Origin of the sequence: Turicibacter sp. TJ11 (assembly GCF_021497505.1) — a bacterium.
Classification (GTDB): Bacteria; Bacillota_I; Bacilli_A; order MOL361; family Turicibacteraceae; genus Turicibacter.
Window position 1 is genome coordinate 505,036 of sequence record NZ_CP069349.1, and the last position, 15,010, is coordinate 520,045.

Annotated in this window: 15 protein-coding genes; 14 read left to right on the forward strand and 1 reads right to left on the reverse strand. The window is 35.5% G+C overall.

Annotation, left to right across the window (positions count from 1 at the left end):
• The first annotated feature begins 1 nt into the window (after position 1).
• The 6 genes from JRC48_RS02420 to JRC48_RS02445 all read left to right on the forward strand — a co-directional run bounded on the left by JRC48_RS02420 (position 2) and on the right by JRC48_RS02445 (position 4,950).
• Entirely contained in the window at positions 2 to 919 is a 918-nt protein-coding gene (locus JRC48_RS02420) for an ABC transporter permease (protein ID WP_235070283.1), read from the forward strand.
• A gap of 16 nt (positions 920 to 935) precedes the next feature.
• Entirely contained in the window at positions 936 to 2,003 is a 1,068-nt protein-coding gene (locus JRC48_RS02425) for an ABC transporter ATP-binding protein (protein ID WP_235070284.1), read from the forward strand.
• A complete protein-coding gene (locus JRC48_RS02430; RefSeq protein ID WP_235070285.1) occupies positions 2,003 to 2,932 on the forward strand; it encodes an ATP-binding cassette domain-containing protein in 930 nt (309 codons plus the stop codon). Before JRC48_RS02425 ends, JRC48_RS02430 begins: the two co-directional genes overlap by 1 nt.
• An 87-nt stretch (positions 2,933 to 3,019) precedes the next feature.
• Complete coding sequence (locus JRC48_RS02435) at positions 3,020 to 3,538, forward strand: amidase domain-containing protein (protein ID WP_235070286.1); 519 nt, start codon at positions 3,020 to 3,022, stop codon at positions 3,536 to 3,538.
• Positions 3,539 to 3,839: 301 nt separating this feature from the next.
• Positions 3,840 to 4,013 carry a hypothetical protein gene (locus JRC48_RS02440; protein WP_235070287.1) on the forward strand — a complete coding sequence of 58 codons (174 nt, stop codon included), beginning with the start codon at positions 3,840 to 3,842 and terminating at the stop codon, positions 4,011 to 4,013.
• Positions 4,014 to 4,116: 103 nt separating this feature from the next.
• Complete coding sequence (locus tag JRC48_RS02445) at positions 4,117 to 4,950, forward strand: HAD family hydrolase (protein WP_235070288.1); 834 nt, start codon at positions 4,117 to 4,119, stop codon at positions 4,948 to 4,950.
• Positions 4,951 to 5,079: 129 nt separating this feature from the next.
• On the opposite strand, the gene JRC48_RS02450 is transcribed toward JRC48_RS02445, so the two are convergent.
• Positions 5,080 to 6,411 carry an ISL3 family transposase gene (locus JRC48_RS02450; RefSeq protein WP_235070289.1) on the reverse strand — a complete coding sequence of 444 codons (1,332 nt, stop codon included), beginning with the start codon at positions 6,409 to 6,411 and terminating at the stop codon, positions 5,080 to 5,082.
• A gap of 369 nt (positions 6,412 to 6,780) precedes the next feature.
• Between JRC48_RS02450 and JRC48_RS02455 the strand changes: the two genes are divergently transcribed.
• The 8 genes from JRC48_RS02455 (at position 6,781) to recN (ending at position 14,938) form a co-directional block, all read left to right on the forward strand.
• A complete protein-coding gene (locus tag JRC48_RS02455; protein WP_235070290.1) occupies positions 6,781 to 7,152 on the forward strand; it encodes an Asp23/Gls24 family envelope stress response protein in 372 nt (123 codons plus the stop codon).
• A 271-nt stretch (positions 7,153 to 7,423) separates the two neighbouring features.
• A complete protein-coding gene (nusB, locus tag JRC48_RS02460; RefSeq protein WP_235070291.1) occupies positions 7,424 to 7,903 on the forward strand; it encodes a transcription antitermination factor NusB in 480 nt (159 codons plus the stop codon).
• Between the two features lie 16 nt (positions 7,904 to 7,919).
• Positions 7,920 to 9,269, forward strand: coding sequence for an exodeoxyribonuclease VII large subunit (gene xseA / locus JRC48_RS02465; RefSeq protein WP_235070292.1), 1,350 nt, complete (start codon positions 7,920 to 7,922; stop codon positions 9,267 to 9,269).
• 18 nt (positions 9,270 to 9,287) lie between these two features.
• Positions 9,288 to 9,515, forward strand: a complete 228-nt coding sequence (gene xseB, locus JRC48_RS02470) for an exodeoxyribonuclease VII small subunit (protein WP_235070293.1) — start codon at positions 9,288 to 9,290, stop codon at positions 9,513 to 9,515.
• Between the two features lie 3 nt (positions 9,516 to 9,518).
• A complete protein-coding gene (locus tag JRC48_RS02475; protein WP_235070294.1) occupies positions 9,519 to 10,394 on the forward strand; it encodes a polyprenyl synthetase family protein in 876 nt (291 codons plus the stop codon).
• Positions 10,395 to 10,550: 156 nt separating this feature from the next.
• Positions 10,551 to 12,422, forward strand: coding sequence for a 1-deoxy-D-xylulose-5-phosphate synthase (gene dxs / locus JRC48_RS02480; RefSeq protein ID WP_235070295.1), 1,872 nt, complete (start codon positions 10,551 to 10,553; stop codon positions 12,420 to 12,422).
• 11 nt (positions 12,423 to 12,433) lie between these two features.
• The gene (locus JRC48_RS02485; RefSeq protein ID WP_235070296.1) at positions 12,434 to 13,240 is read left to right on the forward strand and encodes a TlyA family RNA methyltransferase; all 807 of its coding nucleotides are present in this window, start codon (positions 12,434 to 12,436) and stop codon (positions 13,238 to 13,240) included.
• Between the two features lie 12 nt (positions 13,241 to 13,252).
• Complete coding sequence (gene recN / locus JRC48_RS02490; RefSeq protein WP_235070297.1) at positions 13,253 to 14,938, forward strand: DNA repair protein RecN; 1,686 nt, start codon at positions 13,253 to 13,255, stop codon at positions 14,936 to 14,938.
• Positions 14,939 to 15,010: the final 72 nt, after the last annotated feature.

Sequence of the window (15,010 nt, forward strand, 5' to 3'; positions counted from 1 at the left end):
CATGAGTGATTCAAGATTTGAGTTTGTCACACACGATGCAACAGCATCTGAACATATTGCAGCACCTGCCTATTCGTATTGGCGTTCGGTCGCACGAGGGTTTTTAGGAAATAAATTAACTGTCTTTTTATTAATTGTCGTTGTTGTGTTAACGCTAATTGCTTTTATTCAGCCTTCCTTTTCGGGCTATGATCCGATGGTATTACCAAATATTAATAAGCCTGAAATGCGCTTTTTAGGGATTTCAGCTCAGTTTCCATATGGAACAGACGGTTCAGGGAGTTCAGTTTGGGATGTCGTTTGGGCAGGAACCAAAACGTCTTTAATGGTTGGGTTTATTGTGACGACCATTAATACAGTGATTGGTGTCTTAGTCGGATCAGTTTGGGGATTTTCAAAAACGATCGATAAGTTTATGCTTGAAGTTTATAATATTATTTCAAGTGTGCCTTACATTTTAGTGGTGACGGTCTTACTTTATGCGATTGGGCGTGGATTTTGGCAATTAATTATCGCGATGTGTTTAACAGGTTGGTTAGGAACGGCGTATTTTATTCGTACACAAGTCATGATCATTCGTGACCGTGAGTATAACTTAGCGTCAAAATGTTTAGGAACACCAATTTTTCGATTAGTGACCCGTAATATTTTACCGTATCTTTTATCGGTTGTGATGACGAGTGTTTCACTTGAAATTCCAGCAGCCATTTCAACAGAAGTAACATTATCGTTCTTAGAGATTGGATTAAATGTTTCAATTCCATCACTAGGGCGTATGATTAATCAGTACTCAAACTACTTTAATGGATACCCACATTTATTTTGGGCACCTGTTTTAACTTTAGCTGTTGTAACCGTATCACTTTATTTAATTGGTCAAGCATTAGCAGATGCCTCAGATCCAAGAACTCACATGTAGGAAGGGGAGTGAGACGATGAGTGAAAAAGAAACTGTCTTAAAAGTTCGTGATTTAGAAATTAAGTTTAGAGTTCATAACCATTATTTAAATGCTATTCGTCGCATCTCATTAGATTTATATAAAGGGGAAACACTGGCAATTGTTGGCGAATCGGGTTCAGGAAAATCAGTTTTGATTAAATCTTTTACTGGAATGTTAGAATCTAATGGAATGATTACAAATGGAGAGATTATTTTTGAAGGTGAGAACTTAGCCACAAAGAAAAAGAATAGTGACTGGTTAGGCATTCGAGGGGCTAAAATAGCAACCGTCTTTCAAGATCCTATGACGTCGCTAAATCCTGTTCGAACGATCGGTTCTCAAATTGCTGAGGTCATTTTAAAACATCAAAAGTTATCTAAAAAAGAAGCGAAAGAAAAGGCAATTGATCTTATGAAACGTGTTGGAATCACGGATGCCGAAAAACGTTTTGGAGATTATCCGCATCAATACTCAGGTGGAATGCGTCAACGAATTGTGATTGCCATTGCCTTAGCTTGTCGTCCACAAATTTTAATTTGTGATGAACCAACGACTGCTTTAGATGTGACCATTCAAGCACAAATTTTACAGTTAATTAAAGATTTGCAAAAAGAGTATGGATTCACAACGATTTACATCACTCATGACTTAGGAGTGGTGGCAAACGTCGCAGATCGCGTGGTTGTGATGTATTCAGGACAAATCATTGAATATGGTGAGGTAGAAGAAATCTTCTATGAACCTGCGCATCCTTATACATGGGCTTTACTATCGTCCCTTCCACAATTAGGGACAAAAGGAACCGAACTTTTCTCAATCGATGGAACACCTCCGTCGTTATATAACGAAATTATAGGAGATGCCTTTGCACCACGAAATAAATTTGCCATGAAAATCGATTTTGAGGAAGAACCTCCTTTCTTTGAAATTACACCGACTCATTTTGCAAAAACTTGGCTACGTGATCCACGAGCACCTCAAGTCCAAATGCCAGAACCACTACAAAACTTACATGAAAAACTCGTCTCAGTTTACGGATCATTACAAGGAGGTGCAAGTTAATGGCTGAAGAACGTGAAGTATTATTATCTGTTCGTGATTTGGAAATAAAATTTAAAGATTTCGTTGCCGTTTCGGATGTCAATTTTGACATTTATAAAGGAGAAACCTTTTCACTCGTAGGGGAGTCAGGATCAGGAAAGACAACGATTGGTCGTGCGATTATTCGCATTAACGAAACCTCTAAAGGTGAAATCTTATATAAAGGAAAAAAAATTAATGGAAAGCTTTCACGAGACATGAATAAATATGTCGTGAAAAATATTCAAATGGTGTTTCAAGATCCAGCCGCTTCTTTGAATGAACGAGCAACGATCGATTACATTATCTCTGAGGGATTGATTAACTTCCATCTCTATAAAGATGAGGCAGATCGTCGACAAAAGGTCGTTGATGCTTTAACTTCAGTTGGATTATTGCCAGAGCATGCGACGCGTTATCCGCATGAATTTTCAGGCGGACAACGTCAACGCATCGGAATGGCCCGTGCGATGGTGATGGAACCAGAATTTATTATTGCTGATGAGCCAATTTCTGCACTTGACGTTTCTATTCGAGCTCAAGTCTTAAATCTACTCAAAAAACTGCAAGCTGAACGAGAGCTGACTTATTTGTTTATCGCCCATGACTTATCGGTTGTTCGTTTTATTTCAGATCGAATTGCTGTTATTCATAAAGGACGTATTGTTGAGTTAGCAGAAGCTGAGGAACTATTTTTAAATCCGTTTCATCCTTATACTAAGTCGTTACTATCGGCGATTCCTATTCCTGATCCACGACTTGAAAAAAGTAAACAGTTAATTGTATATACTGGAGATGAACATGATTATAGTGTTGATAAACCATCATGGACAGAAATTACACCAGGTCACTTTGTTTGGGCAAATGAAAGTGAAGCTAACGAATATAAAAAACAAGCAAAAACAAAATAAGCACACAAAAAACGGTTCAATGAACCGTTTTTTTATGTCTTTATAAGGATGAAGTCGAATATCTTATTAAAGAAAGAGGTGATTAATATGCAATTAAAACGATATAATCGTCAAAAAGCGATTGACTATGCCAGAAAGTGGGCATTAGATCGCAATCCGATTTATCATGATTATGAAAAATATGGTGGAGATTGTACAAATTTTATTTCTCAATGCTTACATGCAGGGGAGATTCCGTTTGATGAAAGTGGCAAAGACATCACGAAGAAGTGGTATTGGTATAGTGATTATTCAAGAACGCCATCGTGGACAGCTGCGGAACCATTAGAAGCGTATTTACTTGGTAATAATAAAAAGAACACGCAAAATTATGGAATTTACGCCTCGTTTTGTGACTATGAAGACATGGAATTAGGCGATCTTGTTCAAAAACGCATCAATGGTCAAATTACTCATACAATGATTGTCACATCAAAAGTATTAGATCGAAATGGGCGTATCATCGACTACTTAGTGTGCCAACATACGTATGACTTGAAAGATTTTCCACTCTCTCAAAAAGATGGTGTGTTAAGCTATATTAAAATTCACGGTTATTATGCGTAATCCTTTTAATGTCGATGTGTTTGTTTGATTTTATGAGGGTCAAATAGTATAAAAGTAGTATCAAATCTCACTTAAAATCAGTCATCATACCTTAAACTTAAGTTGTCATTAGATTCGATGCAGTAGCGATTGAAGCTTTAATTATAATCATTTAAGTTATTCGAACGAAAGGAGTACAATTGTGTTTTTATCAACACGAGTGATTTAAAAATTGAAATAGGTAGCTTCTGTCAGGCATGAATTTAGTGGATTGTTTTATACTAATATTGTCGTTATTCGACAAGAAAGTGAGGTTATGATAATGAGTTGTAAAACTAAAAATCATAAAAAAGCTGAAAAAACAGAAACTAATAATCAATGGGCAGGACAAGCCGCTATTGGAAATAGTAGCGATCATCAACAAAAAACAGAGTTTAGTAATGAGTGGGTTTCAACAAATAAATTAGCAACACAAGAAAACCCAAATAAACGCTAAATTTAAATGAGAAAGACACAAAATGCTAAGGAGTTTTTGACCATAGCGTTTTGTGTCTTTTTTTGTTATAATAAAGATAACAACATGAAGGAAGGGTGAGGACATGGAGCTATTTGTTTCGGATTTAGATGGTACTTTATTAAATAAGTCAAGCAAAGTTTCAGAGAAGAGTCGAATGATTATTAATGACTTAATTGAAAAAGGAGTTCAGTTTACAGTCGCGACTGCTCGTACACATGCGACGGTGATTGAGTTATTAGAAGGATTAGATATCCGTATGCCAATTACGATCATGAATGGGGTCGGAATCTATGATTTAAAACAAAGAAAATATTTAGAAATCGTTGATGTAGAAAAAGAAGCGGTTAAAAAAACATTAACGATTTTTGATGAGCTAGGGCTTGAAGCGATGGTATATGGAATTAAAGACGACCAATTATCAGTGTTTTATCGTCAAATGAATAACCATGTCTCAACCAATTTTTATGAGCAACGTAAAGATAAAACGTTAAAAAAATTCGAACAAATTGAACAATTTAACTCGATTGTTGAAGATTATCAAATCGTTAATATGTTAGTGTTTGATCGATTAGACTTAATTGAAGAAGCATATCGTCAAGTTCAATCAGTGGAGGGAATTACAGCGACTTATTATGCGATGCGTGAAGAAGGATTTGGATACATGGAATTATATAGCGCAGCTGCTTCAAAAGCTAACGGAATTAAAGCATTGGCGAAATACGCTAATTTTGAAAAAATTATTGGATTTGGAGATAATTTAAACGATTTACCAATGTTTGAGTTTGCTGATGAGGCTTATGCACCAGCTAATGCAGTTGATGAAATTAAAGCGATCGCAACAGGTGTCATCGGTCATCATGATGAAGACGCAATTGCACTTTATATAAAAGAACGTTACGAACGTCATCAAAAATAAAAAAAAAGGGATTTTGATTCTAAAAAGTCATCAGACGTTGAATCAAGATCCTTTGGCTCTTTGTCAAATAGTGTTGCTGATTAATTTTTAACCTATTACAATGAGTGACTTCAATTGAAATCCTAGTGGCTATGCTGCTAGGATTTTTACTTTAGGTTTGGTTAGATTTTGAGTCATAAGAATTCTTGATTTAATTACCCTACTAGTGGAGGAGACATGCTCCGCATGGTAGGTGACCCAATGGTAAAAGCTTCGATAGCCAAAAGCGATTCGTTTAATGACTTTAATTTTATTGTTAATCCCTTCAATGGGACCATTGGTATACGAAGTGGTCAGTGTGTTTTCAATATAAGACTGGTACGTTTTAAACGTTTGAAAAGCGGTTTGGAATTCAGGAGAAATCAGAGGATATTTAGCTTGAAGTAAGTGATGGAATCGCTCGAAGTTTTTGGTTTGAAGAGCGAAGAGTAAGTCTTGATAAAGATCATAGGTTGCTTTTAATTCAGGAGATAAATCAAGTAAAAAGTTTAGGATATCAATTTCTCGCATCGGTTGTTTGAAACAGTAAACGGAGCGATAAGTGGTGGTATTAATTAACGTGTGGGACTTTAAGAATAAGCGCCAGTAACGTTTAAATTTACGACTGTGTTTTTTGAATTGTTTCATGAATCGAATCCTTGTTTTATTTAACGCACGAGAAATATGTTGAACGAGATGGAATTTATCAATGACAATTTTCGCGTGCGGAAAAAGCTCCTTAATTAAGCTGATATAAGGGGCATACATATCAATGACAATGTGTTTGACACGAGAACGTGCTTCTTTGGTATAGCGTTTAAAATACGTTTGAAGGGAGCTTAAGCGACGATCTTCAATGATATCGATGATTTGTTTGGTATCAGCGTCACAAAAGATGAAGGACATGTGGCCCTGAGCAGATTTAACCGATTTAAATTCATCAAAACAAAGATTTTCTGGGAGGGAATTAAAATTTAATGATTGAGATTCATAGAAGCTGTGAATGATACGATTGACAGTGGAATGAGAGACTTGATGACGACGGGCAATATCAGACTCTGAAATCTTATTTTGAGCCTCTAACGCAATGGCGTGTTTCGTGTGATAAGAGATGAAGCAATTTTTTTCAACAATCGATGTTTTTAGAGTGAACGTCGACTGACAATGCCCACAGTAGTAACGCTGTTTCTTTAAATCTAAATAAGTATCATGGAGTGAAACTTTAGGAATGACAATTCGAGACGTTTTGAACCCATGCTTTTTAAATTTAGAATCAAATAGTGTGCCACAGTGTTCGCAATGAGTGGGTTGATAAGATAAAATTCCTTTAAAAATGAAGCTAGTCACACCATGAAGCTTCACCTCTTCAAAATAATCTTCTTGGAACGTAATATTTTTATCTTTAATAGTTAAAAATTTTCTAGTAAAATATGAGTGAGACATTCAATCCATCCTTTCTATTGTTTTCTTGGTCGATAACATTGTAACAGGATAGAGATGAGATGTCTCTTTTTTTATGCCATGAAAAAAGCGTTGCTTCATCAGCAACACCAAATATTATAGAACCGATCCTTTTTGTTTAGCTTGCTTAAAAAATTTAAAATTAAACACCTTTATTTTAGTTAAGAAATGAAGGTTTTATTTCATGTCAATTGAAAGTGAAGATGAAGTAAGTCAATCGGAAGAACATAGGAGAGGTTCGCTTTAAAAGATATTTTTACAGTTTTTATCTAATAAATGGGATAGTATTTGCACAACCGTTTAAACTATAGTATTATTATAATAGTTGCATACGATTGGAGGAGATTGTAAATGGCTGTGTCAAAGTACTATAAAATTGAGGAAGCGAATCAAGAGATTGGGAACATTGAAATTCATTCACAAGTTTTTGAAGTGATTGCCCATAACGCCACAGCAGAAATTGAAGGGGTTTCAAAAATGTTTGAAAGTATCTCACAATCAATTGCCGATACTTTTAATAGTAAAAAACATCGTAATGGTGTTGAAGTAGAATTTGATGCAAACGGTTTAGTGATTGATGTGTATGTCAGCATAAAAGCAGGCTATTCAATTAATGAAGTAGCAGAAAAAATTCAAAGAAATATTCATCAAATGATTTATCATATGACTTCTGTAAAAACATCAGAAATTTACGTTCACGTTGTATCAATTGATTTTGATTAAAAAATAAACCACTGAAAGTGGTTTATTTTTATTTTTTTCCGCAATTTTTTCATAAATATGATAACATATATAGTTGAAACCTTTAAAAATAGTATACAATATATATAAGTAGCGATAAGTGTCTGAGATCAGAAAACTTTTAACGCTACAATAGGTTGTCTTAGTAGCTAAAAAACTGACAAGCGAAGTGTTGTTCTCATCAAGTGAATTACTTTTCGTTTTATATATAGTTGTAGCAGCTTAGAAGATTTGAATAGAAAGAGGGATTTTTGTGATTCGTCATGTATTACGTCAATTTGCAGTACAAACATTATATCAAATGGAAGTGGGGCAGATGACCAAAGAAGAAGCCATCGAAAATATTGAGTGGATGGTTGAAGGTTTAAAAGAAGAAGCTATGGAAGTAATGGCTGAAGAAGTAACACCATATCAGATCTTAGAAGTAGAACGTCAATTTACATTAGATGAGTTTTACTTTGAATTAGTGAATGGTGTTTTAACACATAAAGAAGAATTAGATCAAATCATTGATCAAAACTTAAAAGGTTGGAGTTTCTCACGCTTAAACAAAGTGGATAAAGCGATTTTACGTTTAGCAACTTATGAAATGAAATTCTGTCAAGAGACACCAACTAAAATTGTCATCGATGAAGCGTTAGAATTAACAAAAGAATTTTCAGATACTGGAGATGGAAAAGCACGTAGCTTTAACAATAAAGTATTAGATCAAATTAGTAAAAATATGGCATAGTAGGATGTGAGCAGATATGGAGGAAAGACAGCCCTTAACCGTTAAGGCGTTAACGAAGTATATTAAATTAAAATTTGATTACGATAAAAACTTACAAGGTCTCTTATTAAAAGGAGAATTGTCAAATGTTAAACGCCATTCACGAGGTCACATCTATTTCACGTTAAAAGATGATGAGGCACAAATTAATGCGGTTATGTTTGCAAGTGCCGCCTCACATTTAACCTTTGTTCCAACAGAGGGAATGCAAGTGGTTGTCAAAGGCCATATCACCGTTTATGAAGCGGGTGGTTCTTATTCTATGTATGTCAAAGAAATGACAGAAGATGGAGTAGGAAATCTTTATGTTGCTTTTACTCAAATGAAAGAACGTTTAGGTGCAGAGGGACTTTTTGATGCAAGATTTAAGCAGCCTATTCCAACATATCCGCAAGCCATAGGAGTTATTACTTCACCAACTGGAGCTGCTATTCGAGATATTTTATCGACGATTAAACGGCGTTTCCCGCTTGTTAAAGTTTATGTTTATCCCGCATTAGTGCAAGGCGAGCAAGCGGAATCTTCGATTATTTCTTGTATTAAGCAAGCCAATCAAATGAATTTGGTGGATACGTTAATTGTAGGTCGTGGTGGTGGATCGATTGAAGACTTATGGGCATTCAATAAGGAAGGCGTGGCTAGAGCCATTTTTGAATCAAAAATTCCGATTATATCAGCTGTTGGTCATGAAACGGATTTTACGATTGCTGATTTTGTGGCCGATCATCGAGCGCCAACGCCTACAGCAGCAGCTGAACTAGCTGTTCCAAACTTACCGGATGTCTTAGCTCATTTTAATCAACTCAATGTTCGGCTAAATCATAGCTTTAATACGTTGTTTGAACAAAAAAAGACGAAACTATTTCAATTAACCGAGCATTACATCATGAAAAATCCGCATGCACTATTTGAGCAACGACTCATGTATGTAAATCAATTAAGTGATAAGTTACAATTTGTGTTACAAGATCAACTCAATCGACACAAAGAGTTATTAGTGACGCATCATCATCGGTTAAGTCAGTTTAATCCGATGAGTAAAGTCGAAAGTTCTAAACAACACGTCACCTTACTGACTCAAACGATGTCAGGATGTATGACACAACGATTACTTGAACAAAAACAACATTATCACGTTTTACTAACTAAACTTGAAATGTTAAATCCATTATCAATCTTAAAAAAAGGATACTCTGTCGTTACTGATGAAAATCAAGAGATGATTACAACGGTTGCCAATTTATCAGTTGGTCAAACCGTGTCCGTTGTCTTAGAGGATGGAACGATTAAAGCATCAGTTGAAGACATTGTGTCAAAGGTAAACTAACCAAAGGGGTGAATTTGAATGAGTGTATCCAAAATGAACTTTGACGAAGCATTACAACAACTTGAACAAGTGGTTCGTCAGTTAGAAGCAGGAAATTTACCGCTAGAGCGTTCGATTGAACTTTATAAGCAAGGGATGTCACTTTCAAATGAATGTCATCAAAAGTTACAACACATTGAGTCCGAAGTTGCTAAATTAGTAGATCCATCAGGAGCAACGACTGATTTTGAGGTATCGGGGGAGTAATCAGTGTTAGCACAATATATTGCCAAACATAAAACACCATTTGAAGCATATTTGTTAGAGTTAATTCAAAATGAGTCCATTCCGGATCAGTTAAAAGAATCAATGATCTACTCGTTATCAGTTGGTGGAAAACGATTAAGACCTATTTTGTTGTTTGCTGTTTTAGAGACACTAGGCCTTGATCCAAAAAAAGGATACCAAACAGCATCGGCGCTTGAAATGATTCATACGTATTCATTAATTCATGATGATTTACCAGCGATGGATGATGATGAGTTAAGACGTGGAAAGCCAACTAATCATATTGTTTTTGGGGAAGCAACTGCTATTTTAGCTGGAGATAGTTTATTGACACATGCCTTTGAAGTGATGAGTCGTGACCAGGAATTAACGCCTCATCAACGCTTAACACTGATCGGGATGTTAGCACAGGCAGCGGGGCCAAGTGGAATGGTAGCAGGTCAGATGCTTGATATGGCCGCTGAAAATACAACAATTACACTTGAACAGTTAAAAGAAATTCATGCGAATAAAACAGGACGATTGCTTGAATTTTCAGTTGTTGCTGGGGCAATTATCGCAGAGGCTTCTGGAGAAGTCGTGGAGTTGCTTCGTCAGTTTTCTAAACATATCGGATTAGCATTTCAAATTAAAGATGACATTTTAGATGTTGAAGGGGATTGTGAATTAATTGGTAAGAAGGTAGGGAGTGACTTAGAAAACGGTAAAAGTACTTACGTTTCTCTCACTTCTTTAGAAATGGCCAAACAAATGCTAGAGGATGAAATTAAGCAAGCACTAGAGATTTTAGATCGCTTATCTAATGACACCTCGTTACTAGCAGCCATTGCCAATTACATTAAAGAGCGTCAAGCATAACATAGGGGGCGATTGTTAGATAATCGCCTTTTGTTATTTTTTTGAAAATGGATGCAAAGGGAATTAATAGGAAAATACGTCGAAATATGATATGATAAAGTTGTTATTATCAATGAAAAAGGTTAAATGTTTAACATAAGGTTGGAGTGATTAAAGATGTTTGACATCGAAAAAATTAAAGATCCTTCATTCATCAAAAAATTGTCAACTCCAGAAATGCAAGTATTATGTCAGGATATCAGAACATTTTTGATTAATTCATTATCAAAAACAGGAGGCCATGTCTCATCAAATCTTGGGGTAGTAGAGTTGACAGTGGCGATGCATAAAGTATTTGATTCGCCAAAAGATAAGTTTATTTGGGATGTTGGACATCAAGTGTATATTCACAAAATATTAACGGGAAGAGCAGATCAATTCTCAACGTTAAGACAATTTAAAGGACTATCTGGATTTCCTAAGCGTAAGGAATCTGCGCATGATTGTTGGGAAACAGGTCATGCCTCAACTTCAATTTCTGCAGCCGTTGGAATGGCATATGCCAGAGATTTAAGTCAGGAAGATTATCATGTGGTGGCGGTCATTGGTGATGGGTCCCTTACAGGTGGAATGGCTTATGAAGCATTAAATCATATCGGTCATACAAATAAACGTTTAATTGTCATTATTAATGACAATGAGATGGCTATTTCGCCAAATGTCGGTGCGATGCATAACATCTTAGGAAGTATTCGCACCAATGAGTCTTATTTAACGACGAAACGTTGCTTAAAAAAAATATTAAAAAATAAAAGTTTTTTAAATCGCATGATGTATCGTGCGAAAGGAAGCTTAAAACGCTTTGTCATTGGAGACATTCCTTTTGATGCCATGGGATTTAAATACTTTGGACCGGTTGATGGTCATAACTTAGATGATCTGATTAAAAATTTAAATTTTGCTAAAAAAGCAGATAAGCCAGTTATTGTGCATGTTAAAACAACTAAAGGAAAAGGGTTCTCATACGCTGAACAAGATAAACTTGGAACGTGGCATGGTGTTGGCAAGTTTAATAAAGAAACGGGAGAAGTTTTCACGTCACAAAAGGAAAATAAAGTGTCTTGGAGTAATTTAATTTGTAACGGATTAATTGAACTGACGAAACATGATTCAAAAGTGGCAGTCATTACGCCAGCAATGATTAATGGTTCAGCTTTAAACGAATATCAACGACTTTATCCAAATCGTTTAATCGATGTTGGAATTGCTGAGGAGCATGCAGTCACGATGGCAGGTGGTATGGCAACACAAGGAATGAAACCATTTGTGTCCATTTATTCGACGTTTTTTAAACGTGCCTTTGATCAAGTTCATCATGACGTTGCCAGACAAGAGTTAAATGTGGTGTTTGGAGTCGATCGTGCAGGTGTGGTTGGAGCAGATGGAGAAACCCATCAAGGAATTTATGACATTCCTATGTTACGTCCGATTCCTAATATGACACTCATGATGCCAAAAGACGCAAAAGAAGCGTATGATTTGCTGTATACAGCTTATCAAATCGATGGGCCGGTCGCTATTCGATATCCTCGCGGTGAGGTCACGGATATGGTTGCTTCTTATGATTCATTTGAGTTAATTCCAGTCGGGTCATGGCAAACGTTAAAAACAGGAACAATGGCCTATATTATTTCAATGGGGCCAATTTTAGAGGACTTAGTCAACTTAGCACAACAATTAAGTCAAGATGAACGTTTAGATGTCGGTGTCATTAATGCTCGTTTTATTAAACCGCTAGATGACAAGCTTTTAGATGAGTTAGCAACTTATAATGTCCCGCTTATTGTTTATGAAGAATCGGCCGTTATTGGCGGATTAGGGACAGCTATTTTAGAGTACTATAACGAGACGAATCAAGTCGTTGAGGTGAAGCGAATGGGAATTCCTGATCTTTACGTCCAACACGGAAGTGTGCCAGAAGTACTTGAGGAACTTCATCTTTCGCTTCAAGACATCAAAGCAGAAATTAAAGAAGTGATTAAAAAATAGGTCGGTGTAAAATGAAAAAAGAACGTATAGATGTGTTATTAACACAGTTAGGATATTTTAATTCGCGTGAAAATGCAAAGCGTGCGATTATGGCGGGTCTAGTGTTAGTAGACCAAGAACGTATTGATAAACCCGGAGAAAAAGTTCCGGTTGAATCAACGATTACGGTAAAGGGAAATGTTTGCCCTTACGTTAGTCGTGGTGGATTTAAATTAGAAAAGGCCATTCAAACGTTTAATATTGATTTAAAAGAAAAAACGATCATTGATATTGGGGCATCAACCGGTGGATTTACGGATTGTGCGTTACAAAATGGTGCTAAATTATCGTATGCTGTCGATGTTGGGTACAATCAATTAGATTGGAAAATGCGACAAGATGAACGTGTGGTTTGTATGGAACGAACAAATTTCCGTTACATGACGCCAGACGATCTAAAATTTGGAGCACCTGATTTTGCATGTATCGATGTCTCATTCATCTCTTTAAAAATTATTTTCCCTGTTTTAAAACAATTATTGAAAAAAGAGGGAGAGATCGTTGCTTTAATTAAACCACAATTTGAAGCGGGCAAAGAACAAGTTGGTAAAAAAGGAATTGTTCGTGACTCTAAAGTTCATACTAAAGTTATTCAAGACATTATTGACTTTATTACTGCGCTTGAATTAAGTGTGCTAGGATTAACTTATTCACCCATCAAAGGTGGAGAAGGAAATATTGAATTTTTAGTTCATATAGGCTATAATGAAAATATGCGAACAAACGTTTACGAAAAAGATATTATTCAAGTCGTAAGCGATGCACATAATCAATTGTAGTAGGTGATGAATATGTTATCGCATTTGTCAATTCAGAACATGGCGATTATTGAATCTTTAGAATTAGACTTAAATAAGAATATGACAGTTTTAACAGGAGAAACAGGAGCGGGAAAATCTATTATTATTGATGCGATTTCATTATTAATTGGTGATCGTGCATCTACAGACTTTATCCGTCACCATGAAGAGATGGCAGTTATTGAAGGTGTTTTCGAGATTGAACACAATGAACCTTTAAAAGCCTATCTTTTCGAACAAAATATTCCTGTTGACAATCAGTTATTAATTAAACGAACAATAAAGCGTGTTGGAAGTGGACAAATTCGCGTAAATGGTGAGTTACTTACAGCTAATCAATTAAAAGAAATTGGACAATATCTAGTGGATATACATGTCCAACATGATACGCATCGTTTATTTCATCATGAATATAACTATCAGTTAATTGATAATTTTGATTTAACAGAAGCCGTTCATCAAATGAACGACACTTATCAAAAGGCGTTGAAAAATTTTAATCAAGCCAAGCAGTCTTATTTAAACTTCAAGAAAAATGCTGAGGAAATACAAAAACGACTAGATTTGATTTTATTTCAAAAAAATGAAATTGAAAAAGCTAATTTAAAAAAAGGCGAGCTTGAAGAACTAGAAGAACGTCGTCACTTAATTGTGAATTCAGATAAGCTGCATAAAACATATGGACAAATCTTACATGATTTAAATTGCGAAGGTGGAGCCGTTGAACGATTGTACCAAGCATATAATGCCACGCAATCGCTAGCTAATATCGATGAAAGCATTACACCTGCTGTCACGCAGATGGGCGATATTTATTACGGATTAGAGGAGTTTATTGATTTTATCTCTTCTAAACTGGATCAATTGAATTATTATCCAGATGAACTTGAAGAGATTGAATCTCGCTTAAATGAATTACAACAGCTAAAACGCAAATATCGTTTAGAAATTAATGAAATTATTGATTATTACGAACAGATTGTCACTGAGCTGGATCAAATCGAAGATTCTGATCACTATGAACAGTCGCTATATGAGGCGGTAGAAAAAGCACACGGTGAACTAATTAAAGCTGGAGAAAGCTTAAATGAAAAACGAGTAGAGATTTCAAATCGAATTAAAACACAATTAGTATCCGAACTGCATGATTTACAACTGTATAATGCACAGTTTGATATTGAGTTTAATCGTTTAAAAACCGATGATCTTTTAAGCACCATTTTTTCTACTCACGGTATTTATGACATTCAATTTTTATTAAGTACAAATAAAGGTGAACCAATGAAACCACTAAACAAAGTGGCATCAGGTGGAGAGCTGTCACGTATTATGCTCGCATTAAAAACACTTTTAAATCGTGGACAGTACGTCTCAACGATTATTTTCGATGAGATTGATACAGGTGTGAGTGGTCAAATTGCTTCAAGTATTGGGTCAAAAATGAAAGAAATTGCTAAACAAAAGCAAGTTCTTTGTATTACTCATTTGCCACAAGTGGCATCACTTGCTGATCATCACATTCATGTTAGTAAATATGAAAAAAATAATCGAACGGTAACAGCTGTTAAAAAATTAACGATGGATGAGCGTGTTTGTGAAGTAGCACGTATGTTAAGTAGTGATAATATCACTGAATCCGCGTTATTAAATGCTAAACAACTCCTGCAACAACTATAAAAAGAAGAATTCCAAGTTTTTGTTTGGTAAAACAGAAAAATTGGAATTCTTTTTTTTCTATATTTGATAGCG

Excerpts from the sequence above, each read along its gene's own strand:
- JRC48_RS02440 (WP_235070287.1), top strand. The coding sequence starts at position 3,840 with ATGAGTTGTAAAACTAAAAATCATAAAAAAGCTGAAAAAACAGAAACT.
- JRC48_RS02430 (WP_235070285.1), top strand. The coding sequence starts at position 2,003 with ATGGCTGAAGAACGTGAAGTATTATTATCTGTTCGTGATTTGGAAATA.
- JRC48_RS02435 (WP_235070286.1), top strand. The coding sequence starts at position 3,020 with ATGCAATTAAAACGATATAATCGTCAAAAAGCGATTGACTATGCCAGA.
- JRC48_RS02425 (WP_235070284.1), top strand. The coding sequence starts at position 936 with ATGAGTGAAAAAGAAACTGTCTTAAAAGTTCGTGATTTAGAAATTAAG.
- JRC48_RS02485 (WP_235070296.1), top strand. The coding sequence starts at position 12,434 with ATGAAAAAAGAACGTATAGATGTGTTATTAACACAGTTAGGATATTTT.
- JRC48_RS02445 (WP_235070288.1), top strand. The coding sequence starts at position 4,117 with ATGGAGCTATTTGTTTCGGATTTAGATGGTACTTTATTAAATAAGTCA.
- JRC48_RS02450 (WP_235070289.1), bottom strand. The coding sequence starts at position 6,411 with ATGTCTCACTCATATTTTACTAGAAAATTTTTAACTATTAAAGATAAA.
- JRC48_RS02420 (WP_235070283.1), top strand. The coding sequence starts at position 2 with ATGAGTGATTCAAGATTTGAGTTTGTCACACACGATGCAACAGCATCT.
- xseA (WP_235070292.1), top strand. The coding sequence starts at position 7,920 with ATGGAGGAAAGACAGCCCTTAACCGTTAAGGCGTTAACGAAGTATATT.
- dxs (WP_235070295.1), top strand. The coding sequence starts at position 10,551 with ATGTTTGACATCGAAAAAATTAAAGATCCTTCATTCATCAAAAAATTG.
- recN (WP_235070297.1), top strand. The coding sequence starts at position 13,253 with ATGTTATCGCATTTGTCAATTCAGAACATGGCGATTATTGAATCTTTA.
- JRC48_RS02455 (WP_235070290.1), top strand. The coding sequence starts at position 6,781 with ATGGCTGTGTCAAAGTACTATAAAATTGAGGAAGCGAATCAAGAGATT.
- xseB (WP_235070293.1), top strand. The coding sequence starts at position 9,288 with ATGAGTGTATCCAAAATGAACTTTGACGAAGCATTACAACAACTTGAA.